Consider the following 20104-nt stretch of genomic DNA (forward strand, 5'->3'; position numbering starts at 1 on the left):
CTGCCAAATGGCCGCCCACCCCAGCGAATTTTGACACCCGTCCGCGGAGCCGTCCGGGTCAATTTTTGAAAAAGCTCATAGGCGACTTTGGCCGTACCGTTTCGGTCACACCAGATGCGGAGCGCGATTTGCTGCGCCATCGTGCCGCTGGGAAAAAAGATGGCCGCCTCCTTGCCAAGATAGCGAGCCATTTTATCTTGGAACGCTTCAATAATTTCGCCATTGCCATAGGAATCACTTAGCGTGTCCGAACTCATGGCGTCCAAGGCGTCTTTCAAGACCTTGATCGTTCTTGCCCCATGGCCCGATAACGGGTAGGGTGCCTCTCGAAAAACGGCCTTGAGTGTACGTTTCTCCATAAGAAACCTCCGTTTGGGCGCGGGCTTGCCGGACCCTTGGTTAGCAGTATATCGGATTCTCCCAACCTGGAGGGGACCAGGCCTCACAACAGTCTAAACGCCCCGCTTGATGGCCACGTCCACTAGGTGTGCCATCAAATCCGGGAAACTGATCCCCGCAGCCCGAGCTGCCTTAGGCAAGAGCGAATTGGGCGTCATGCCTGGGATGGTATTCACCTCCAACACGATCGGTCCCGTCGATGTGAGAAACAAATCGGTGCGCGAAAACCCCCGACAGCCCAAGGCCTGGTGAGCTCGAATGGCGACGTCCTGCACCACACGGCTTTGATCTTCTGTCAGGTCGGCCGGACAAATTTCATCAGACCCGCCATCTTCATACTTCGACGCAAAATCAAAGAAGGTCCCTTTCTTGGGAACAATCTCGATAACCGGAAGCGCGCGCACGCCTCCGTCCAATTCCTCCAATACCGCGCAGGTTAATTCACGACCGCTGACCTTTTCCTCGACGAGAACATCGGCATCAAAGCGACTCGCCCAGGCTAAAGCTGCAGCCAATTCCTCATGATTCTCAGCCACCGACACACCGAGACTCGAGCCGCCCAGATTAGGCTTGACAACAACGGGGTAGGGTACGTTAGCCTCCACGGCCTGTACAGCGTTCTCCAGCGAGGCTTTAATGCTTTCCGACGACAACGGCAAATCCCGGGGCGTCATCAAACCGTGGTATCGAAACAGTTCCTTGGCCTTGGCCTTGTTCATCGCCAAAGCCGAGGCCAAGGGACCACTGCCGGTATAAGGAACGGACAAACTTTGCAATAACCCCTGCAAGGTGCCGTCTTCGCCAAAGGGTCCATGAAAGGCTAGGAACACCACCTCGGCATCATGTAGGAGTTGAATCCCTTGAATAGCCTCTTCGCGCGGCATAGGTCGATCGGATGCTTCGCCCGGCTTGGGCAACACCTTGGGTGCCTCATGAGCCAAAGCCCAGCGCCCCTCCCGACTGATGGTCACCGCCTCGACCTGAAATCGGCCGGTTGCCTCCAAGGCCCGAAATACTTCAGCACCACTGGCCATCGACACATCATGCTCGCTCGACGGCCCTCCCATCATTACAATGACCCGAACCTTGTTGTTCATGCCGCCACGCTCCTAATGTCCAAAACTTTCTGTCACAAAGAAGGAGGAGGTGGCCTCCTCCTCACTCTATTCTAACCGGATTTCGTCGCGCTCGATATGGGCGGCGCTGCCTCCGCTGATAACCACGATGCTGATAATTCCCAGAAGCGCCATCAAGATCCCCGCCCAAAGATGGTGGTGCGACTCCCAGTAGCCGCCGTTAACAATCACCACCACGGCCAATAATATGGCCAGACCTCGTGCTATCCAAGCCATGGCGGCCCCTCCTCACTGCGGCACCAGCCGCCGTAGACCTCAAGTGCTGCCGATAAACCACGCATGAAAGTGATCCTTCCCTTCTGTTCGTGATAGCGACGCTGTGCATCCTATGCGCAACAACAAAGTTGAATGCCACGATCTTTGCGTCAAATGGACAATTTTGGGCACCTTAGCAAGAGGAGGGATTTTCGTGAAGCACCCGAAAACCGTGCTCTTCTTAAGTTTATGTGCCCTATTGGTCGGTGGTGCGCTGATTGGTATTACCACGCCCCAACAAGTTCAGGCACGCCAGTCGCTTCGCGACGCTGAATTGTCCGGGGACGCCCTGTTCCATTCCTCGCGTTTAGGGACGAATGGCCTCTCCTGTGATACTTGTCACGTAGACGGAGGACGCTTTTCGCACCAATTGGGCGATCGACGTATCCCCGGGTTGGTCGGAGCAAAAACCCTATTCCCGGAAGCTCAAGCTAACGGTCAAGTGCGGACGTTGGAAGCCCAAATCAATCTCTGCATAACCCATGCCTTGAAAGGAAGGCCATTACCAGCCAATAGTCGGAAGCTGGCGTTGCTGGATCTGTACATCCGGCATCTGTCGCGGTTTCATGAACGCTGATGGCGGTCATCCATATTATACCGCATATTCCGGACGAGTGCATCACAAACATCGTAATTGCTCGGAAATTCTGTCAACCGAATCAACCTGACACTGTGCTTCATTCAGGAGAGACCCCCAAGGCTTGGGCGGCTTCACCAATGCTGACCAACCTATCCATATTGGGTAGCGTACGATAGTTTTGGATACAGGGCAGTCAAGCTATGAAAGCCCCACCGTTTGAAAAAGAAAAAACCGCTATTCCTCGAGCGGATATAGCGGTTTTCTATGCGGCGTCCCTTAAGCGGGCATTGATACCCGCTGGGCCGATACGGGGTTCACGGGAATCCCCGGGCCCATCGTCGTAGACACAGTGATGCTGCGTAGATAGGTGCCCTTGGCTGCCGCCGGTTTGGCCTTGTTTAGCGCATCAATCAACGTGGCCAAGTTTTGCACCAATTTTTCGGTGTCAAAATCTACCTTGCCAATCGGCGCATGCACGATGCCGGCTCGGTCAGTGCGGTACTCAATCTTACCGGCCTTAATCTCGTTGATGGCATTCTTGACATCGAACGTTACCGTTCCGGTCTTGGGGTTCGGCATCAATCCTCGAGGTCCAAGGACTTTACCCAACCGACCTACCACACCCATCATATCGGGCGTCGCGACGGCTACATCGAAATCAAGCCAGCCGCCCTGAATCTTCTCGGCCAGATCTTCCGCTCCGACAAAGTCGGCGCCGGCTTCTTCGGCTTCCTTAGCTTTGTCCCCCTTAGCGAACACGACGACCCGCTGGGTCCGACCGGTGCCATTAGGCAGCACGACGGCGCCACGCACCACCTGATCGGAGTGGCGGGGGTCAACGCCCAAACGAACGGCCACATCCACCGTCTCCACAAACTTGGCGTGCGCCAACTCCTTGGCCAGTGCCAAGGCTTCTTCGGGGTCGTATAAACGCCCCTTCTCCACGCGCGCTACCGCTTCGAGATAGCGCTTGCCCTCTTTGGCCACGTAAAATTCCTCCTTGTGGTGTTAGCGGCCCGATTGGGTCTTCCACCAAACTTTGCTGATTTACTCAGCGATTTCGACGCCCATCGAACGGGCGGTACCCTCAATCATCCGCATAGCCGATTCAATGGTGGTTGCGTTCAAGTCCGGCATCTTGGTTTCCGCAATTTCCCGCACTTGAGCGCGAGACAGCGTCCCCACCTTCTTGGTGTTAGGGTTCGACGATGCCGTCTCCAGCCCCAAGGCCTTTTTTATCAGAACCGCCGCAGGCGGGGTCTTCGTTACAAAGGTAAAGGAACGGTCCTCATACACGGTGATTTCCACCGGAATAATCAGCCCGACCTGTCCTTGCGTGCGCTCGTTGTACTCTTTCACGAACGCCATAATGTTCACACCGTGCTGCCCTAACGCAGGACCAACCGGCGGTGCTGGGGTGGCTTTCCCAGCCGGGATTTGGAGTTTAATCACTCCCGCAACTTTCTTAGGCACGTTGTCCCCTCACTTCGTTGACAAACTCTCCCCGAGACGGGGTTATTCCAATTCGGACACCTGGGTAAAGTCCACTTCCAAGGGGGTGTCCCGCCCAAACATGGACACCGTCAGACGAACTTTGCCACGGTCGTTCAACACTTCTTCGATGCGCCCGGAAAATCCCTCAAAAGGCCCTTCGTTGACCAGAACTTCTTGTCCGACCGCCAAGTTGATGCGCGGCAGCTCTGGAACGCCAGAGAGGTCGCGCCCCAAGATCGTTTTCACTTCATGTTCCAGAAGTGGAATCGGCTTGGAACCCGACCCAACAAAACCCGTGACACCCGGAGTATTCCGCACTACGTACCAGGAGTCGTCCGTCATGTACATCTCCACCAGCACATAGCCCGGAAAAACCTTCTTCTTCACGAGCTTTTTCTTGCCGTCTTTGACTTCTAGCTCTTCTTCCATGGGCACCATAATGCGGAAAATTTTATCCTCCATGCCCATAGATTCCACACGCCGCTCGAGATTAGCTTTGACTTTATTCTCATATCCCGAGTAGGTATGGATGACGAACCAGTCTTTTTGCACCGTAAACCGCCTTCCGTGCCTCTACCCAATGATTCACCGAAACCGGGTCTTAAGGATAACCTTAGCGGAGATATTGGTGTAGACCAAAATTAAATACCGTGTCCAGCAACGTGATGGCGATGACTGCCAACAGCGTGAACACGACCACAAATCCTGTGTACGACACCGTTTGCTTGGGGGTCGGCCAAACCACCTTTTTCAGTTCTGACTGAACGCCCTTTAAATACTTGACCGAGCGATCAGAAGCGGCCGCGCCTTTCGCTTCCATTATTTTCCCCGTTTCCGCCCAAGGCTAGGCATTACCGCGTTTCGCGATGAATCGTGTGAGTCCGGCACCACCGGCAATACTTACGACGTTCAAGCCGGTTCGGGTCGTTCTTCTTGTTCTTAGTGGTCGTGTAGTTGCGACGCTTACATTCGCCACACGCCAACGTAATAATGGTGCGCATGTTGTTTACCTCCCAGTCATGCGCAAGAATTCTAGCACGGGTTTGGCCGCATGTCAATGAAAACGGCCGATCGAGCCACGATGCCACCAGATTTCAACAATTAATCCGAATATCGGGCATCCAAAGATACTTTAACGTCTCCCGCGTCGTTGTCAAAAAATCCGGGATGGGGCATTTTTCCTGGTCGCGAAGCGCCCTCACGGGGCATCTTTTTGAATGAACAATTCGCCGTTGCCGATAGGCACCAACACAAGCTTCACTCCTACCGTCCTCTCGACGGCGTCTCGAAACGGTTGGAGCTCCACCGCCTTGTCAAGCGCGTTATCAACAATAAGAAGGCCTTCCTTGGTCAAACCGCGTAGCAAATCCGGCCAGTATTGAAGATACTCGCTGCGCTCGGCATCCAAAAAAATGAGATCCCAGGCCTCGTCGTCCCCATTTCGGAGGACGGTCCCGGCATCGCCTACCACCAGGTCGATTTTGTCCGACACTCCCGCACGCTCAAAATTCGTCCGGGCCATTGCCGCCTTATCTGGATTCCTTTCCACTGTCACCAGCATCTCCGTCGATCGCGTCAATGCATCGGCCCACCAGATGGTCGAGTATCCGTTGGAGGTCCCAATTTCCAAGATCCGCTCCGGTTTCATGGCCCGGATCATCATCCAAATCATAAGGCCGGTATCGGCGGTAATGTTAAGCATCTTTTCCGCCCGCGTCGCGGCCCGCCGATCGTTCTCTTCACCAAACTGCTTGAGCTCAGTCAAAAACGCCTGCAAATTCGGAGTCATGCGCTCCCCCCTTCTCCTTACCGGGTTTACGTCACCCTGAGTTCTCCGCTCCTTGATGTCCTTCGGGTATTCATATGATTGGACATCCCAGCGAGTGGCCTGCCCGCCGCCCTTGCCCAGGTTACGCGCTCACCCAAGACCTCCTGAAGGGCCTATCCGGGGTGCCAAGTCCCCATCCCTGCGCTCAGTAGAACCCAGAACAGCGCTCTTGTTTCTAAAGACGCTTGGGCAGTCTCATTTCATAACGAAATTTTCCTATATCTCGCTGCCGATTAAGGTCATAAAAGTGTCATGAGTGCGCTTAGGACCCGCTATACTCAGGAAGATGATGATCCCATAGGAGGGGAATTCCATGATTGTCGTGACCACCGAAAACGTTCCCGGTCGCACCGTAGACACCGTACTTGGCCAAGTCTTTGGTGTCACTGTCCGAAGCCGGGGCATCGGCGGCAACATTACCGCCGCGCTCAGGAGTCTGGGTGGAGGGGAAATCAAGGAATACACCGAGATGTTGGAGGATGCGCGCAAGTCCGCCATTGATCGCATGGTGCAAAATGCCCATGCCATGGGCGCTAATGCCGTCGTAATGATGCGTTTCGATTCAGGAGAATTGGGCCAAACCATGTCCGAAATTGTCGCCTACGGGACAGCTGTCGTCCTTCGGGAATCGGATGGGTAGATTGGCACTCCTCTATCTCCTGGCCCTCATCATCGTTGCGCTCGTAGCGCTGGTCATCACCCGCTACCAGCGAAGCCGCCGCCTTAAAACAGGACAGCAGCCACCGGCCGGATTTTCGCCAACAGACGAAATCTTTACCGACCCGACCACCGGTGTTCGCCAGCGCGTCTGGTATAACGACGCCACTGGCGAACGGTGGTACGAACCGACAAACGATCCCCGCCCCTAACTCATCAGCGATACGGGGAACCGCTTTAACCCCTGAACGATAAATCCGCTCACCGGCTCCCACTCGGAAAACGGCAACTGTGGTTGAAAACCGCGGACGCCCTGGTCAATTAAGGTCTCCAAGGCGAGGCGGGACTCAAGGCGAGCCAGGGGAGCCCCAAGGCAGTAATGAATGCCATAGCCGAAGGCAATATGGGGATTGGGCTTCCGGTCAGGGTCGAAACGGTCTGGATCCGCAAATTTATCCTCATCACGATTCGCCGAGCCAATCCAGGCAATCACGGTATCACCGGGATTCATCATCGCATCGCCGACGGCCATCGGTACTCGAACCCGCCGAAACATCGCCTGGACAGGCGACCGGTATCGCAGTACCTCTTCGATGGTGGGACCGAGGAGGCGCGGCTCCCCCCGTAGACGCTCCCATGCCTCGGGGTGCTCACTAAAGGTCCAGATGGCATTGGTAATCAGATTGGTGGTCGTTTCGTTGCCGGCGACCAGAAGCAAATCACAAAAAGAAATTATCTCGGCGTCCGTGAGCTTTTCCCCATCGACTTCAGCGGCAATTAAACGGGAAATCAGGTCCTCCCCCAGATTGTGACGGCGCTCCTGAACAATCCCCGAAAAATATGCACTCATCGCCTGGGTAGCTTCAAACCCTGTCGCATGATTGTCAGTGCTGGCAACAATGGCGTCGGACCAGGCTTTAAACGTGCTGCGGTCCTGAGTGGGGATACCCAACATCTCAGCGATCACAATTACCGGTAGCGGATACGTAAAATCCCGAACCATATCCATCGTCCGTTCTCTGAGTGGGTCCCGAAGCAACTCCTGAACGATGCCCCGAATCCGCTCGGTCAAATTTTCAACGGCCCGGGGCGTAAAGGCACGTGATACCAAATCTCGCATCTTGCGATGCCGCGGGGGATTCATGCCAATAATGCTGGCCCCGGGCCCCATCTCATCCGGATCGTGCTCCCCGTCTCCGGAATAAAATCGTTCGTAGTCGGAGAGTGCCATCTGTACGTCATCGTAACGAAAGACGGACCACACTCCAGACCTCGGATCGCGGAAAAAGGGTGCCTGTTCACGCATCCGGCGATAGAACGGAAAGGGATTGAGCCGTTCCGACATTGGTACCATTGAGATCCCCCTCTCATACTTGTTACTGCGGAAAGGATAGCACGAGCCTAGATACTGGGCAGGACGGCAACAACGCGTCCTCGCCTCTCTTCGCGGATGCTCCCCGGAACCAGAGGCAGCTCTTTCATATCGCCATCAGACCACCCCAGAGATAATCCGTGAGCGTTCCCGGACCGCTTTTCCCAACACCTCCAACTGCCGTTCAAATTTGGGCAGCATGGCATCCAGAACAGAAACATTGAGCGACTCCGTCATCCGATCAATCTCGGTAGCGCTTTGGGCCAATTGATAGTCGACGTCGATGAGAAGTTCCAACAGCTGGTCGTTGTCACGAATGCGGTGGTACACCCGATCGTTCGATGGGGCCTCAAGCGCATGAATACGGCTCACCCATTCTGACAATTGGTCAGCAATGCGTTTGAGGTATCGCAACTTCGCCATGTCGCCCGGATCGGGGAACGGCCGTTCCCGAGTCGGTATGCCGATGACACGGCTTTGTTCCTGATAGAACGTGCGAAACACAGATGCTGCACGGGCAAGACCATCTCCGAGACTATTTCGAATCACTTGGTCAAAAGCGCGCATGGTTTCAGCGGATGCATACGGATTGGTGTCCTGCCGCTCCGAAAAGAATTTCGCTCCGATTACCACGAGAGCCTCATGTCGTTCCATGGTTCATGCACCTCATTATATGAAAGAGGCCGGACAAATCCGGCCTCTTGTTATCGTTTGGCGGGCTCGGCCGGTGGCTTAAGATATTCTCCCGTCTCCACCAACGGGGATGCCCCCTGAATGGTAAATCCGGTCCCGCTAATCATATTGGGAGCTGTGATGAGGCCGCGATCCGCCATCAACATCGCAATGTAGTAACGAATAGCATGCTCTTCATCCAACCCGAAAGCACGAAGGGAAATGAGTTTTTTCATCAATTCATCGGCCGGGGCAACAAGGACTTTGACATTGTTCAAGGTAATGCCATAGGTGTTCAAAAACTCCTGAAGATGAGCGGTGACCAGATCGGTTATGTCATGAATTCGTTCGTTGATTTGCTCAAGCGGGGTCACCTGGCAGATCTGATTAATAGACTGCTCCAGAACCGGCGCCGCATAGGTGTTGACTTCTGATGTCTTGATGAAATGTCCTTGGTACGGCATGTGCTGAACCAGCTTGAGGGCGTCGTCTTTCGAGTCAACGTGGATGTAATAATCGACCTGGTAACGGAGCTGTGCCATTTCGCGGGAGAGGGCCTGCCCCTCGGCGCGGATTACCAACTTGGCGCGATTGACATAGATGGCCTCATACTGCCACGGGGACTGGCCACCATAGAAGGCCTGCTGGATGGCCCCGACCAGGACCCTTTGGGGAGTATCCACCTGATACTGGCCGGTTTCGTAGCAGTTCAAGATGGCGCCCCGGCTTTTCAACACACAAAAATGATTGGATTCAACCGTTAAGAGCGATCCATTCATGATGTCGTTGCCGGGATAATGATAGAGAAGGACGTCTGGTCCCATCACTTCCTCGCCGCTTGCCGTCAGCGTCGAGATGACATTGCGTATGGCCACATGCATTCTCCTTTCTGGCATCAACGATGCGCCCCCAGTATACGCCCAAAGCTCAACCCCATGTGCCAGAATGTCAATAATTTTTCGTCCGCAATCTTTCAACCTCTGGAGGCAATGCTATGCGGGCAAGATGCCGTTCGTGACGATAGGCTTATAATGAGGTTGATGAGGGAGGGGTTTTCATGCGAGAAGTGAACACGGCGGATTGGCCCGACCTGGTCGAGCGCGCTAAACAAAACCACCAAATGATTATCGCGCTGTTTTCGGCGGTATGGTGACCTCACTGCCGCCGACTGGGTCCAGTCGCTGACGATGTGGCCGCCAAGCAACCGGCACATGTGATATTTTTCAAAGTCGATGTCGACGAGAATCCCGAGTTAGCACGCCAATACGACGTGCAAGCCATCCCCGCCATGATAAAAATCGAGAATGGGGAAGACAAGGGCCGCCTCATTGGGTACCGATCAGAATCGGAGATTCAACAATTCATCAACGGCTAGGCTAGGAGGCTCCCACGTGGGGAGCTTCCGCGCTTTTTAGCCAATTTGACGCTCCGACTGCAAGGCTAAAAGGTTCCCTCCACGGTCTTGAAAGAAGGCCATCCATAGCGCCGCGTCACCAAGATCCCCAATGTGGTGCGGATCGCTTTGAAACATGACGCCGCGATTCTTCAACGTCGCCACCGCCTCATTGATGTCGTCAACGGATAGAGAGAGGACCGAACCGGGGTGATCACATTCTGAACGTTCCGGGATCTCCAGCAAGAGACGCACGTCCGCGATTTGAAACAAGGCCCTGTGTGCGTTGCTCTAGATAAACGGCAGTTCTAACCTATCGCGGTAGAAGGACACAGCCCGGTTCAATCGTGTGCCGAAAGGGCAACTTGACCCAATTGCTTAACCAACATCTTCGCCGCCCACCCTTGCATAAGGAATCCCTTTGACTATACGCTCCTGACTTTCACTCCCACAGTGGAGTGTGACATTTGTGTCATGAATCCGGGGTCACAAGTAGAAAGTCATACCGGTATCCGGTATGCTCGGACCAGGAGGCGGTCTCATGCGCGTGATCCCGGTTGAGAGAGCGGTTCAGGTTTTTTGTCTGGAAAGCAGCTAGGGCAGCTATGTCTACTACCTGTCGGGGCCTGGGACCCATATCCTCGTGGACACCTGTCTACCCAATCGAACTCCAGCCATTTGGCATGAACTCGCGGGTGCTCCGGTAAGCGACATCCTCATCACGCATTATGATGTTGATCACATTGGAAGCTTAGCCTGGCTTGCGGAAAAGAGCGGCGCGGCGGCGCAATGAGACCGATTTACCCTACATTTGAGGGCAGAAGCCCCGGCCTGGGTTAAAGCGTCTTATCGGAGCGGTCACGCACGCCAGACCGCCGCGCGATTACCAAACCATCACCGCTGGCCATCAGGTGGAGCCAATTATCGCCGTGGCATCGCCCGGCCATACGCCAGGCCATCTCGCGTATCAAGGCCCCGGATTCCTACTAGTGGGGGATGCCATGACCACCCGAAACGGCCAAATTCATGCGTTGCCCCGCATTTTAGCCTGGGATGCCGCCAAAGCCCAGGATACCGCGGCAGACATTCAGAGCCACTGGCATGGATGGTTGCTGCCTGCCCATGGGGAACCCCTGTTTGTCGCCTAAAACCAACCATTCAGGTGCAGGAGTTTCCGCATTAACCCACCCGTGTGATCTCATTCTCAATGGCTTCCATCATCCTGTAGGCGCCGTTGGACTGATTCGAACAGACCACCACGAGGGCCCCGATGCCAGGGAAGACCGCGGAGTGGAAGTTGGCCCCTGGGTCGTACCCCATGAGGTAATACTTAAAAATCGCTTCGTCGCGCTTATCAATCCACACGCCGTATCCGTAGTGCCACCCGTCCTCCTCCGTCGCCACATGGGGGGTCAAAAGCCGCTCGGTGCTGGCAGCCGTTAACAGTTGATGCTGCATCAAGGCATCCCACGCTGCCCCCATATCCTTCACAGTCACATACACGCCGCCATCCGCGCCACCTTTGGCCGGCACGGAGTAGATATTGGTCTTCCACTGGTCGTCTGGCAGGTCGATATACCCTTGGGCCGTCTTCGGCGGCAGGGCATCCATTTCAAAGTATCCCGATTGGGTCATGCCAGCGGGCGCCAACACGTGCTCCGCCACATAGTCGGCAAACGGCCGATGCGTCGCCTGCTCCACGATCAGTCCCAAGAGGATATAGCCGCTGTTGCTGTAATGAAACCGTTCCCCAACACCTGAGGTCATCGGCCGATTTTGAAACAACGGCAAGAAGTCTTGGAGGCGGCGCATGCGGTACCCATAAGGTTTCGTAGTCCGCCATGACGCTCTCATCGAAGTAATCAGGTACCCCGGCGGTGTGCGTCAACAAATGATGTATCGTAACGGCCGGATCAAAGTGGGGAAACGAAAACGGCAGGACATCGGCCAACCGTGCGTCCAGTGTCAGTTGTCCGGCGTCGACCAATTGATTAATGGCAATGGCGGTGAAGAACTTGGCTCCGAAGCAATCCCAAAGCGCGTCTCCGTCTCGTTCGGTATGCCCTCTGAACGATTGGCCAGTCCGAATCCCTGCGCCAAGACGACGTCCGCACCCTGCTGGACCAAAACCGCCCCGCTAAAACCGCGGGCACCCTGCTCCGCCACCACGCGGTAGACGCGATGGGCATCCATAAAAATCACCCTTTCAACCCGAAGCTAACCGTCCCGCCTATCGAATCAAGTATGGTCTACACTTGAAGAGCGATGGTCGATGCAGAAGGCACCACGTTCTGGGACTTGGCCCTACGTGGCGTATTCCGCCAAAGATCGCGCGAGCACACACTCTTAGCTAGATTTCAACCGCTTGCCATCGGCGAACAGAGGATACAGGGTGGTATGAATCAACGTCCATAACATTTCCAGAGCAAAATAAGCCATCGCCAAGCTCGATACCGTAAAGATGCCCCGGAGCACCTTTTCTCCGATAAACTCCCGTGACCAGGCGACCAACGCCGAAATACCGATGCACCAGACCAATGCGCCGACGGAAAAACCGAGCAGCAAGAACACCAGTTTATCAATGAGAGGCATGCCCGCGATATGGGTCGCGAATCCCCCACCAATGCCACCCCAAAAAGCAATGCCAAACGGGTTCGCCAAAGAGAAAATGACACCGGTCACGAAGTCCCGGTGTTCCTTGGCGGGGGAATTGGCCGTTAAATCGGGGGGCCTCCGTGCATCGATAAACGACAACCAGGCCATCCGCAGCAAAAAGGTGACGCCGGCAATGCCAAGAATGATGCGGACAGGCAAAAAGTGAAAGACGAGCGCCACACCCGTGAGGCCCATGACCGCCCAGACCACATCCCCTAACAACGCCCCCATTTGCACCAGAAAGGATGGCCCAAAACCTCGCTGCAACCCCCGACGGAGAGCCTCCGTGTTGACAGCGCCGGGAGCCGCACTATACACCAAGCCTAGTAAACACGCGGTGACACTTAACGCAATCACTTGCAAGACTCCTTCCGAAGAGCCAAGAACCTGAACGGACCTCCACCAACATCCGGCCCCACGCCGCCAAAACCAGGGGGCACCCGCGGCGACCTATGGTGGCGCCGATCGGTTATTCCTCGAAGCCAAACTGAGCCTCTCTCACGGAGCCTAAGCGTTCCACCATGAGTTGAACGGCCTCCGGATTGACATCTCCCAACCAGACATGTCGTCCTAAATCCAAGGCGGCCTGCCCGGTGGTACCCGACCCGGCAGCAAAATCGGCCACCCACTGGCCCGGTTGAGTGGTCAGCTGCACGACCCGCTTTAACAGCGCCACCGGTTTTTGGGTGGGATAGCCGGTGCGTTCTTTGGCTGAGGTGTTGATGATGGGAATGTCCCACACGGAATCAATGGCTCGACCCCGTTCAATCTGTTCGTCGAGGTAAATACGATAGGCGTGCGATTTCCCTTTGCCTTCATGTCCCCAGATCCATTCGCGGCCATTTTCATCGACATGCACGCGCTGCTTTTTCATAACGACATATTCCGTCCGATCCCAGGGTTCAAACACGGGATTGAAACGGGATTTGCGAGATTTGGCCCATACGAGCAGAACATCATGCTTGCTGTTGACGTGGACATCCGCCGGTTGCCGCCGACCGCCATAATGCCAAATCCATTCGTTGCGAAAGTTGTCATAGCCGAAGATGCGGTCTGTCATGACTTTAAGATAATGGGAGGCATGAACGTCACAGTGCAAGACGAAAAAGCCCTGATCGTGCAAGACCTTCTGAGCGCTGGAAATCCAGCCTTCAATGGTCTCGAGGTAACGGTCCAAGGATAACCATTGATCGGAAAAAGCCCCATAGTGTTTTTTGGAGTAAAAAGGGGGATCAAAATAAATGAGGTGAAACCGGAGGGACGAAAGCTCTCGGGCGATAAAATCAGCCTGGGTCGAGGCCTCCCCTTGGACAATGCGCAAGTTCTCCGTAACGACGGGAAACGCTAAGGGATGAGAAAGGACGGATGCATCATGGCCGACAAGCCCGATCCCCGCACCATTCTCGCCAACGAACGCACATTCTTGTCCTGGCTCCGCACAGGCGTGTCGTTGATGGCGTTCGGATTTGTCGTGTCCAAATTTGACTTGTTTATCCGTCTTCACATCGTCCATCTGACTCATGCTGCACCTTTTAACGAGACTTTTTTGGGCTTGCTGTGGGTTGGGGCCGGCATTTTCGTCATTGCCATTGCCGCACTCCACTTTCATGTCACTCGCCGGCATATTTTTGAGGGCCGCATTTTACCCAAGTCCATTTTACCAACACTGTTGGCCGTCATTCTTGGCATCCTGGGGTTGGCTGTTTTTTTCTATTTACTTACCGTGTCTTAAGCGCAAAATAAAAATGGAGCTCACGACCGGGATTGAACCGGTGACCTCGTCCTTACCAAGGACGTGCTCTACCTGCTGAGCTACGTGAGCAAAATTGGTTGCGGGGGCAGGATTTGAACCTGCGACCTCCGGGTTATGAGCCCGACGAGCTACCTGGCTGCTCTACCCCGCGATATAGACTGGTGGATGGGGTTGGATTCGAACCAACGTAGGCGCTAGCCAGCGATTTTACAGACCGCCCCCTTTAGCCACTCGGGCACCCATCCAATATTTAATTAATGCAGTGGAGGTTATAACCCTCAACTGCTCTGCTATTTTACCTGTTTCGACCCCGTCGTGTCAACCACTTGACCATTGACACCACCTGGAGAATCACGCCAAGGTCGCAAGGGACTGGTAATGAATACGATGCCATCTTACCAAGATGTTATTCGTCTAAAATCGCCTGCGCTTCGATTTCCACCTTCAGCCGCGGATCGATGAGGGCCGCAACAACCACTGCCGTTGCCGCCGGTTTCGCCCCAGATCCCACAGCATTCCATGCCCGCACGACATCCGGAATATAGGACGCATCAGTGACAAATATCCGAAGCCGCACAAGAGCATTCAGGTTCCCGCCCAATTCACAAATGGCGCTCCCGATAATGGAAAAAATAATCAGCGACTGCTGGTATACTTTCCCCTCTACATTCCGCCTCGCCATAGATACCGGCGAATTTCTTCGCGAAGGTATTCCTCAGAGCCTCCGGGAACCAAAGGCAGAGCTCCGACCCCAACCGCTTCAATACTTTTGTAAAATCGATGCTCACGCCAGTCACGGCTATAGTGCCGGGGCAAAGGGAAGAGCACAATGGCGCGATCCACCAGCCGACGATAGGGAGGGTGGGTCACGACAATAGCATCGTGATATTGATGCATGTTGTTGATGGTATCCACTGGGGGAATGGGGATTCCCTGGCCGTAGCTTCGTTGAACCGTTTCGTCCAGTTCGAATCGATACTTGGCATCGAAGACCGTGAGCGCGCCAAGTCCCTTGATTTGCACGACATGGTCCGGCTGTTGAGCAACGGTCGGCAGACCGCGAAAGAGCCCTTGGTACAAGATGTGGATGGATCGACCATCCCTTAGGTCAATTTGGGCCGCCGCACCCCTTCCGGCGCCCAAGGCAATGTCACGGGGATTCACGGATGCCATGGGTTTCACGACCAGAGTCCCACCCGATTCATCGGCGACCAGGCGAACAATGGTTAAATAGCACCAGTACTCGTATAAGAGGCTGACATTCTTCGGTCCAACGAAATAGCTCTCGCCGTTCGGAAAGAGCCCCCGCTGAAGCAGTCGATGCCATCGAACAACGCGACCGAGTGCCGGATGAGATTGGGCCAAGGGCGAATGGGGTATTTTAGGCAACCCCATCGCCCGCTCCAATCCCGCTTCCGCCAGAAGCCTCCGACTCAATTGACGACTTTGTTCCACGATCGCCTTGAGCCTTACATGGGTCGTCACCTCCGACGTACTCGATTGAATTCGTTGAAGACGCGTTTGCACATCCGACACTAGTTGAAGCAGATAGATGCGCTCCGGGGTCAACGATTCCCAACGGCGCAAATTAACCAGGGCGCGGCTCTTTCCCCGTATCAAATTACGTATATCGCGTGGGCGATGCTGTTTAAGCCGCCCCAACTCCATCACATATTCCTGACGCATTAAATAAGGCGGCAGGGTCTCCCAAGCATGGAGCAAATCATGGGACAAATCCGCCCAGAGTTTCTCCATCAAGGCCAACCAGTAGCTCCATAGATCCTGAGCCTCATCCGATAGCCCCATGGGATATACCACATGGCTAATGAGGCGGGCCGTCAGTCCTCGAATTTGATTTTCCAGATCGTCGACCATGGTGCGGTAGTCGCTATCGAAGTCCAGTTTGCGAGACAACACGCGGACGCGGACGCCGTGGCTACCGACACATAGCTCCACCCATCCCACCTGGCGAAATTGCAAATCGACGGTGGCCACCCAGGTGGAGCTGTGAGACACCCACTGGACGTTCATCACACGACCCCCGCGCGTGATGAGGGTAGGGCTCGCTGCTGTGATTTGCATCTGGTAGGGTACATCGTCGTAGAGCTGCGTCCCGTCGACCGGCTCAATGGTCGCTTCATGAACTGGATAGGCGGATTGGCTGCCGCCAGTCGCTACAACCCCTTCAAGCGCTTGAACGATCGGCCCAAGAATCACGAACTGGGCTGTCGGTGTCTTGACCCGAAGAAGAATTTCAGAAGTATGAGGCATAACCATCTTCCGTATAGGTCTCAAAGAGACGCGAAATTTTGCCCACCGTTCGAGGAAACACTCCCCGATTGATGGCGTCCTGAAGCAGCACCTGCCTATCCACGTCCTCCCCGACATCACCCCGGTCCAGTAATTGGGAGAGAAGTCGGGTCAAAGCGACGATGTCCCCGTGAGAGGCCGTTCCGTGAAATTTCGGGAGGAGCCGCTGAACAATTTGATTGTCGAGCAAGACCTCCCGGCTTTGACTGGTGGACCAGGACAGCACGTCGCCATAGGAAATCCCAAGCGCCACATATCGAGCCATTTCATGCGCAACCCGATGCCCGAATTGGCCACGGGAACCTTTGAGCGCACGCCAAATATGCCGTATATTCTCTTCCGCAGCTTCATCCGTCTCCCTATCCGCCGCTTCTGTCCATGGCCACGCGAATCGAGCCATGTGCTCCAAGGCGGTCCAGTCCAACCCGTGATCGACCACCAGCTGGTCCTCCTCAACGATGTCAAACTCGATTACATTAGCCCGATCGAGCACCCGTGGAGTGATTGACTGCACCGAATCGTCAAAGTTCATTGTTGCCATGACCCGAAGATTTGGCGGACACATGAGAATCTCCTGACTGTCCGACGCGAGGCGTTCAAGTCCGGGCATCGGGCCCCAAAAGGCTGACCCATGGCCACTGTCCATAGCGCTGATGAAGTCCGAGAAGTAATGTTCCACTTTAGCCACGTTAAACTCATCCAAACACAATAGGGCTTCGTCGTTCCCCGACACTAACAACGCATCCAAGCCTCCCGCCACCCGTTGATGGCTGACTGGGCTTATGTAGCCCAAAAGATCGGCCGGGTCGGCCCAGGCTGGACTGACGGCCACCCGATAATAGGGCCACCCAAACAACTGCGCGGCCATGCGTGTCAGGGTTGTTTTTCCCGTGCCCGAACGCCCGGAGAAAATCACGAAGGGGCGCACTTGAAGAGACAACAGCACGTTGAGCAAGGCCGCGGGATTAATGCGATACCCCAGTTTATTCATCTCTTCGGTCGCGGCCATCAGGTCGAATGGTGCTTTGCCGTATGCAGAGGGGGCTTCCTCCGCACTCAACGTATTGTCCGCATTGAGAACGTCAAATGCCCTATCATAGAGGTCAACGATTTCATTGAGCAATGCCCGCCACTGATTATCTGTCGGCAAGGTTTCCCGAGAAAAACGCTGATACAGCACGATGCCGCGGCCATATTGGGCGCCGACGCCGCGATCCGACAATTGGACATCGGAATCCATGCGCCAGGTTTGTCCCCCGATCCGGAGTCCGCGCCGAACCCGCTGCACCTGGGAGGCCAGGGATTGTCGCACTCGACGGGGGGCTTCGCCGCGTCCCCCCGTCACCCCAAACATCAGCGCAAGGACCACCTCTGATAGGTCGGCACTAAACAACATGGCGATATAAAGTCCGCTTTGAATATTACCGCCCCGGTTAAGATCCAAGATGGCGACCCACGGGACTGATGCCCAATTTCCGCGACCCACCGAGGCGAGTACCGTATACCGATTCGGATCAATCCAGGACGACAGCATCTCCGGAATCGTTTCTCGAATCGTGTCGGCCACAGGGTGATGCGAAAAAGGCTGCCGAGTCGCCTCGCTATAGCGACTCAGAACCTCCTCAATCGCCTGCCGAAGCGATCCGGCCGATTCCACGGAAATGGCGCGCCCCTGAGCGATAAGTGAACGGCGGACGGCATCGCGCACCGTATCCGGTATGAGCCCAGGACTAAAGCGCACGGCGTCATGCCGCGCCTCGATCTCAAAACGGAATCGCACCGGGTACACGTCATCATCCCAGATAGGTTGGGTGTCTTCAAAAATTGCCTCCGTCACCCGGACGACCACTTCGTCGGCACGCACAATATACTGATCAAGCCCGATGCGGGGAAAACCGGTCGGCACCGGCCCGGCACCCGACCATTTGGGCGTCAAAACGAAATGGACCCGATCGCCGGGCTTAATCGCGGTATGAGCCTCATCCTCAAACTTGGTTCGTGTTTTTGCGCCCCACGTCTTTAACTGCAAGGCCCGCTCAAAATTCGCCCGGCCCTGTTGCCCCACAACGATATACCAATCTCGCACCCCATTGTCATTCATTGACGATTTCCATCCCTCGTTATTAGGCTCCCTTATCTTTTTCTCGACAAAATCCGTTTTCCCTTTTGTCAAATTGAGGCGCTCGCCCGAGCGCCTCACATCCTTCCTTGCTCCCGTCAATCGCCGATATCCAGCCCGAGTGCGGCCGCAGCCGCCATCGCCTGACCGTATACCTCCTTTTTCAGCCTCTCGACCACCTTTTGCCCCTTGTCCGCGTTGCTACGGATAAGATCAAAATGGCGGACAACCTCGCCCACCAAATCCAATTTCTCCACCATCACCTCGAGAGCGCCCTGAGCACGCGGCAAGTCGAGCGTCGACGCTTCGTCCTGGTTGCGGTTCTCGTGTGCTTCCATCTTTTGTGCCAACAAGAGCGAGAGTCCCACCACGGCCGTGAGAAGCGCCGGGTCGTCCTGCTCTGGGTCCCACACGAGCAGGATTTTGTTGTCGCCCACGATGCGGGCGCTGCCTTGGCTCATATGAGCGCTTGGGCCTGTCGGCTGCTTGAATGCCATGATGCCGATCTGAGCCTGGCGACCGACAATGGCCGACTCGAGTTGGTCGAGCTTGGAAGTCTTGGAATCCTTGCACTCAATCGTGACCAGCGTCTGACTATCGTACTCAATCACCAAATCCCCGTCTTTGCTCCCATTAATGCCCTTCTCGTCAGCCACCCGCCGCACCAACATGGTAGAGGGTACAGCAAAGTCCTGAATCGCCTCGAGTAGATCCACCTCATATTCCGCGCCCTTGCTATGTCCCTTGAGCCGCTCTTGTTTGAGTCGTTCCTGTCCCTGGAGAGCAGTTTCCAGTTTTCCAACCGCTTGCGCTACCGCATCCAATTTGGGCGTGATGCTGTCTTGGGCCAAATTCTGTATGTACTGCCGGATGCGTGCTTCCAACTGGGCACCTATGCTCTCCGTGTTTCTCGGGTCGAGGGCTTGCACCAATTCGTAGCGGGTCTGAGCCAACCCCTGGCGCATTTCCTCAAATGTCTTGGCCATCGTGACCTTGAGTTGGCTGTTGTCGCCAGTCACGCTTTGACTCAGCAACTGGTTCAGCCCTTGATTGGCCTCCTTAAGTTTCCCTTCCATTTCTACGATGGAGGTTTGCATGCGGGCCCCCAACTGCTCCAAGGTTGCCTCGGTCGTATGCTTCAGGGATTCATTCAATTCGCGGATTTGATTGTTCATCTTCATGGCGAGACCGAGTCGGACAATGTCCACGATTTCGCGTGCTCGATCCTCTGGGGTTAGCTCGCCAAGCCATTGGGCCAACTTTGGCTCGTCAATAACCAACTCGGAGATCATGACCCGTGTTCCCGTAACTAACACGCTCTCCGACGGCCTATGCGGATCCCTTTGTACGCTCATGTAATCCCTCCCTTGTTGAATAATAGCCCGATTAACCCCTTCTTCCCAAGAGCGTCCTGTAGAGATGTGATTTCGGCGGACTTTGACAGTTGAGGAAAAAATCCCCCCGTTGGTACGGTTGTGGTG

General features: G+C 55.1%; 27 protein-coding genes, 3 tRNA genes and 2 pseudogenes. 7 read left to right on the forward strand and 25 right to left on the reverse strand.

Going from position 1 to position 20104, the window contains the following annotated elements; translation table 11 throughout:
- From HIJ39_RS15515 to HIJ39_RS15525, 3 genes are all read right to left on the reverse strand, one after another.
- Positions 1 to 359, reverse strand: a 359-nt coding sequence (locus HIJ39_RS15515) for a beta-eliminating lyase-related protein (protein WP_207711716.1), incomplete at its 3' end; no start/stop codon positions are given.
- A gap of 93 nt (positions 360 to 452) precedes the next feature.
- Positions 453 to 1496, reverse strand: coding sequence for a D-alanine--D-alanine ligase family protein (locus HIJ39_RS15520; RefSeq protein WP_169101284.1), 1044 nt, complete (start codon positions 1494 to 1496; stop codon positions 453 to 455).
- Positions 1497 to 1562: 66 nt separating this feature from the next.
- The gene (locus HIJ39_RS15525; protein ID WP_169101286.1) at positions 1563 to 1751 is read right to left on the reverse strand and encodes a hypothetical protein; all 189 of its coding nucleotides are present in this window, start codon (positions 1749 to 1751) and stop codon (positions 1563 to 1565) included.
- Positions 1752 to 1944: 193 nt separating this feature from the next.
- Between HIJ39_RS15525 and HIJ39_RS15530 the strand changes: the two genes are divergently transcribed.
- The gene (locus tag HIJ39_RS15530) at positions 1945 to 2367 is read left to right on the forward strand and encodes a c-type cytochrome (RefSeq protein WP_169101288.1); all 423 of its coding nucleotides are present in this window, start codon (positions 1945 to 1947) and stop codon (positions 2365 to 2367) included.
- Positions 2368 to 2646: 279 nt separating this feature from the next.
- Here HIJ39_RS15530 and rplA read toward each other — a convergent pair whose 3' ends face one another.
- The 6 genes from rplA to HIJ39_RS15560 form a co-directional block, all read right to left on the reverse strand.
- Positions 2647 to 3357, reverse strand: coding sequence for a 50S ribosomal protein L1 (gene rplA, locus HIJ39_RS15535; protein WP_169101290.1), 711 nt, complete (start codon positions 3355 to 3357; stop codon positions 2647 to 2649).
- Between the two features lie 60 nt (positions 3358 to 3417).
- A complete protein-coding gene (gene rplK / locus HIJ39_RS15540; protein WP_169101292.1) occupies positions 3418 to 3843 on the reverse strand; it encodes a 50S ribosomal protein L11 in 426 nt (141 codons plus the stop codon).
- A 42-nt stretch (positions 3844 to 3885) separates the two neighbouring features.
- Complete coding sequence (gene nusG / locus HIJ39_RS15545; protein WP_169101294.1) at positions 3886 to 4416, reverse strand: transcription termination/antitermination protein NusG; 531 nt, start codon at positions 4414 to 4416, stop codon at positions 3886 to 3888.
- Between the two features lie 61 nt (positions 4417 to 4477).
- Positions 4478 to 4684 (reverse strand): preprotein translocase subunit SecE, encoded by a 207-nt coding sequence (gene secE, locus HIJ39_RS15550; protein ID WP_169101295.1) that lies wholly within the window; start codon positions 4682 to 4684, stop codon positions 4478 to 4480.
- 31 nt (positions 4685 to 4715) lie between these two features.
- Positions 4716 to 4865, reverse strand: coding sequence for a 50S ribosomal protein L33 (gene rpmG / locus HIJ39_RS15555; RefSeq protein WP_169101297.1), 150 nt, complete (start codon positions 4863 to 4865; stop codon positions 4716 to 4718).
- A 197-nt stretch (positions 4866 to 5062) separates the two neighbouring features.
- A complete protein-coding gene (locus tag HIJ39_RS15560; RefSeq protein ID WP_169101299.1) occupies positions 5063 to 5653 on the reverse strand; it encodes an O-methyltransferase in 591 nt (196 codons plus the stop codon).
- Positions 5654 to 6005: 352 nt separating this feature from the next.
- Between HIJ39_RS15560 and HIJ39_RS15565 the strand changes: the two genes are divergently transcribed.
- The gene (locus HIJ39_RS15565; RefSeq protein ID WP_169101301.1) at positions 6006 to 6332 is read left to right on the forward strand and encodes a heavy metal-binding domain-containing protein; all 327 of its coding nucleotides are present in this window, start codon (positions 6006 to 6008) and stop codon (positions 6330 to 6332) included.
- 1 nt (position 6333) lies between these two features.
- Positions 6334 to 6561: a hypothetical protein gene (locus tag HIJ39_RS15570; RefSeq protein WP_169101303.1), complete on the forward strand. Its 228-nt coding sequence runs from the start codon at positions 6334 to 6336 to the stop codon at positions 6559 to 6561.
- Here HIJ39_RS15570 and HIJ39_RS15575 read toward each other — a convergent pair.
- From HIJ39_RS15575 to HIJ39_RS15585, 3 genes are all read right to left on the reverse strand, one after another.
- The gene (locus HIJ39_RS15575; protein ID WP_169101305.1) at positions 6558 to 7703 is read right to left on the reverse strand and encodes a cytochrome P450; all 1146 of its coding nucleotides are present in this window, start codon (positions 7701 to 7703) and stop codon (positions 6558 to 6560) included. The genes HIJ39_RS15570 and HIJ39_RS15575 overlap by 4 nt on opposite strands.
- Positions 7704 to 7838: 135 nt before the next feature.
- On the reverse strand, positions 7839 to 8375 hold the full coding sequence (locus HIJ39_RS15580; RefSeq protein WP_169101307.1) for a hypothetical protein: 537 nt from the start codon (positions 8373 to 8375) through the stop codon (positions 7839 to 7841).
- A gap of 50 nt (positions 8376 to 8425) precedes the next feature.
- On the reverse strand, positions 8426 to 9268 hold the full coding sequence (locus HIJ39_RS15585) for an SPFH domain-containing protein (protein WP_207711717.1): 843 nt from the start codon (positions 9266 to 9268) through the stop codon (positions 8426 to 8428).
- A gap of 293 nt (positions 9269 to 9561) precedes the next feature.
- On the opposite strand from HIJ39_RS15585, the gene HIJ39_RS25195 reads away from it, so the two are divergent.
- Complete coding sequence (locus tag HIJ39_RS25195) at positions 9562 to 9768, forward strand: thioredoxin family protein (protein ID WP_420824577.1); 207 nt, start codon at positions 9562 to 9564, stop codon at positions 9766 to 9768.
- A gap of 36 nt (positions 9769 to 9804) precedes the next feature.
- Here HIJ39_RS25195 and HIJ39_RS15595 read toward each other — a convergent pair whose 3' ends face one another.
- Complete coding sequence (locus tag HIJ39_RS15595; protein ID WP_169101311.1) at positions 9805 to 9951, reverse strand: hypothetical protein; 147 nt, start codon at positions 9949 to 9951, stop codon at positions 9805 to 9807.
- 448 nt (positions 9952 to 10399) lie between these two features.
- Between HIJ39_RS15595 and HIJ39_RS25200 the strand changes: the two are divergent.
- Together HIJ39_RS25200 and HIJ39_RS15605 are read left to right on the forward strand one after the other, a co-directional pair.
- Positions 10400 to 10579, forward strand: a pseudogene (locus HIJ39_RS25200) (MBL fold metallo-hydrolase); the annotation flags it as partial.
- A 136-nt stretch (positions 10580 to 10715) separates the two neighbouring features.
- Positions 10716 to 10934 (forward strand): MBL fold metallo-hydrolase, encoded by a 219-nt coding sequence (locus HIJ39_RS15605; protein WP_169101315.1) that lies wholly within the window; start codon positions 10716 to 10718, stop codon positions 10932 to 10934.
- 31 nt (positions 10935 to 10965) lie between these two features.
- Here the strand turns inward: HIJ39_RS15605 and HIJ39_RS23755 are convergent, their stop codons facing one another.
- From HIJ39_RS23755 to HIJ39_RS15620, 5 genes and pseudogenes are all read right to left on the reverse strand, one after another.
- Entirely contained in the window at positions 10966 to 11598 is a 633-nt protein-coding gene (locus tag HIJ39_RS23755) for a serine hydrolase domain-containing protein (protein ID WP_243239750.1), read from the reverse strand.
- Positions 11599 to 11665: 67 nt separating this feature from the next.
- Positions 11666 to 11773, reverse strand: a pseudogene (locus tag HIJ39_RS25205) (hypothetical protein); the annotation flags it as partial.
- The gene (locus HIJ39_RS23760; protein ID WP_207711719.1) at positions 11752 to 11979 is read right to left on the reverse strand and encodes a serine hydrolase; all 228 of its coding nucleotides are present in this window, start codon (positions 11977 to 11979) and stop codon (positions 11752 to 11754) included. The gene HIJ39_RS23760 and the pseudogene HIJ39_RS25205, both read right to left, overlap by 22 nt.
- Before the next feature lie 153 nt (positions 11980 to 12132).
- Positions 12133 to 12798 (reverse strand): LysE family transporter, encoded by a 666-nt coding sequence (locus HIJ39_RS15615; RefSeq protein WP_169101317.1) that lies wholly within the window; start codon positions 12796 to 12798, stop codon positions 12133 to 12135.
- A gap of 112 nt (positions 12799 to 12910) precedes the next feature.
- Positions 12911 to 13762, reverse strand: a complete 852-nt coding sequence (locus HIJ39_RS15620) for a DNA-methyltransferase (protein WP_169101319.1) — start codon at positions 13760 to 13762, stop codon at positions 12911 to 12913.
- 51 nt (positions 13763 to 13813) lie between these two features.
- Here HIJ39_RS15620 and HIJ39_RS15625 point away from each other — a divergent pair, with 51 nt between their 5' ends.
- Positions 13814 to 14173: a YidH family protein gene (locus tag HIJ39_RS15625; protein WP_169101321.1), complete on the forward strand. Its 360-nt coding sequence runs from the start codon at positions 13814 to 13816 to the stop codon at positions 14171 to 14173.
- A 14-nt stretch (positions 14174 to 14187) separates the two neighbouring features.
- Here the strand turns inward: HIJ39_RS15625 and HIJ39_RS15630 are convergent.
- The 7 genes from HIJ39_RS15630 to HIJ39_RS15660 all read right to left on the reverse strand — a co-directional run bounded on the left by HIJ39_RS15630 (position 14188) and on the right by HIJ39_RS15660 (position 19978).
- Positions 14188 to 14263: transfer RNA gene (locus HIJ39_RS15630), tRNA-Thr, on the reverse strand.
- 5 nt (positions 14264 to 14268) lie between these two features.
- A tRNA-Met gene (locus HIJ39_RS15635) sits at positions 14269 to 14345 on the reverse strand.
- An 8-nt stretch (positions 14346 to 14353) separates the two neighbouring features.
- Positions 14354 to 14439, reverse strand: a tRNA-Tyr gene (locus HIJ39_RS15640).
- Between the two features lie 161 nt (positions 14440 to 14600).
- Positions 14601 to 14876 carry a Rid family hydrolase gene (locus tag HIJ39_RS15645; protein WP_169101323.1) on the reverse strand — a complete coding sequence of 92 codons (276 nt, stop codon included), beginning with the start codon at positions 14874 to 14876 and terminating at the stop codon, positions 14601 to 14603.
- On the reverse strand, positions 14858 to 16465 hold the full coding sequence (locus HIJ39_RS15650) for a DUF2357 domain-containing protein (RefSeq protein ID WP_169101325.1): 1608 nt from the start codon (positions 16463 to 16465) through the stop codon (positions 14858 to 14860). The genes HIJ39_RS15645 and HIJ39_RS15650 overlap by 19 nt, the downstream gene beginning before the upstream one ends.
- The gene (locus HIJ39_RS15655; RefSeq protein WP_169101327.1) at positions 16449 to 18605 is read right to left on the reverse strand and encodes an MrcB family domain-containing protein; all 2157 of its coding nucleotides are present in this window, start codon (positions 18603 to 18605) and stop codon (positions 16449 to 16451) included. Before HIJ39_RS15655 ends, HIJ39_RS15650 begins: the two co-directional genes overlap by 17 nt.
- Before the next feature lie 116 nt (positions 18606 to 18721).
- Positions 18722 to 19978, reverse strand: a complete 1257-nt coding sequence (locus tag HIJ39_RS15660; RefSeq protein WP_169101329.1) for a hypothetical protein — start codon at positions 19976 to 19978, stop codon at positions 18722 to 18724.
- Between the last annotated feature and the right edge of the window lie 126 nt (positions 19979 to 20104).

Origin of the sequence: Sulfobacillus harzensis, assembly GCF_012933365.1 — a bacterium.
Taxonomy (GTDB): Bacteria; Bacillota; Sulfobacillia; order Sulfobacillales; family Sulfobacillaceae; genus Sulfobacillus_B; species Sulfobacillus_B harzensis.

Coding starts and splice junctions, on each gene's coding strand:
- HIJ39_RS15560 (WP_169101299.1), bottom strand. CDS start 5,653: ATGACTCCGAATTTGCAGGCGTTTTTGACTGAGCTCAAGCAGTTTGGT.
- HIJ39_RS15565 (WP_169101301.1), top strand. CDS start 6,006: ATGATTGTCGTGACCACCGAAAACGTTCCCGGTCGCACCGTAGACACC.
- HIJ39_RS15655 (WP_169101327.1), bottom strand. CDS start 18,605: ATGAATGACAATGGGGTGCGAGATTGGTATATCGTTGTGGGGCAACAG.
- rpmG (WP_169101297.1), bottom strand. CDS start 4,865: ATGCGCACCATTATTACGTTGGCGTGTGGCGAATGTAAGCGTCGCAAC.
- HIJ39_RS15575 (WP_169101305.1), bottom strand. CDS start 7,703: ATGGTACCAATGTCGGAACGGCTCAATCCCTTTCCGTTCTATCGCCGG.
- HIJ39_RS23755 (WP_243239750.1), bottom strand. CDS start 11,598: ATGCGCCGCCTCCAAGACTTCTTGCCGTTGTTTCAAAATCGGCCGATG.
- HIJ39_RS15650 (WP_169101325.1), bottom strand. CDS start 16,465: ATGCCTCATACTTCTGAAATTCTTCTTCGGGTCAAGACACCGACAGCC.
- HIJ39_RS15580 (WP_169101307.1), bottom strand. CDS start 8,375: ATGGAACGACATGAGGCTCTCGTGGTAATCGGAGCGAAATTCTTTTCG.
- HIJ39_RS23760 (WP_207711719.1), bottom strand. CDS start 11,979: ATGGATGCCCATCGCGTCTACCGCGTGGTGGCGGAGCAGGGTGCCCGC.
- HIJ39_RS15520 (WP_169101284.1), bottom strand. CDS start 1,496: ATGAACAACAAGGTTCGGGTCATTGTAATGATGGGAGGGCCGTCGAGC.
- HIJ39_RS15660 (WP_169101329.1), bottom strand. CDS start 19,978: ATGAGCGTACAAAGGGATCCGCATAGGCCGTCGGAGAGCGTGTTAGTT.
- HIJ39_RS15625 (WP_169101321.1), top strand. CDS start 13,814: ATGGCCGACAAGCCCGATCCCCGCACCATTCTCGCCAACGAACGCACA.
- secE (WP_169101295.1), bottom strand. CDS start 4,684: ATGGAAGCGAAAGGCGCGGCCGCTTCTGATCGCTCGGTCAAGTATTTA.
- HIJ39_RS15645 (WP_169101323.1), bottom strand. CDS start 14,876: ATGGCGAGGCGGAATGTAGAGGGGAAAGTATACCAGCAGTCGCTGATT.
- HIJ39_RS15525 (WP_169101286.1), bottom strand. CDS start 1,751: ATGGCTTGGATAGCACGAGGTCTGGCCATATTATTGGCCGTGGTGGTG.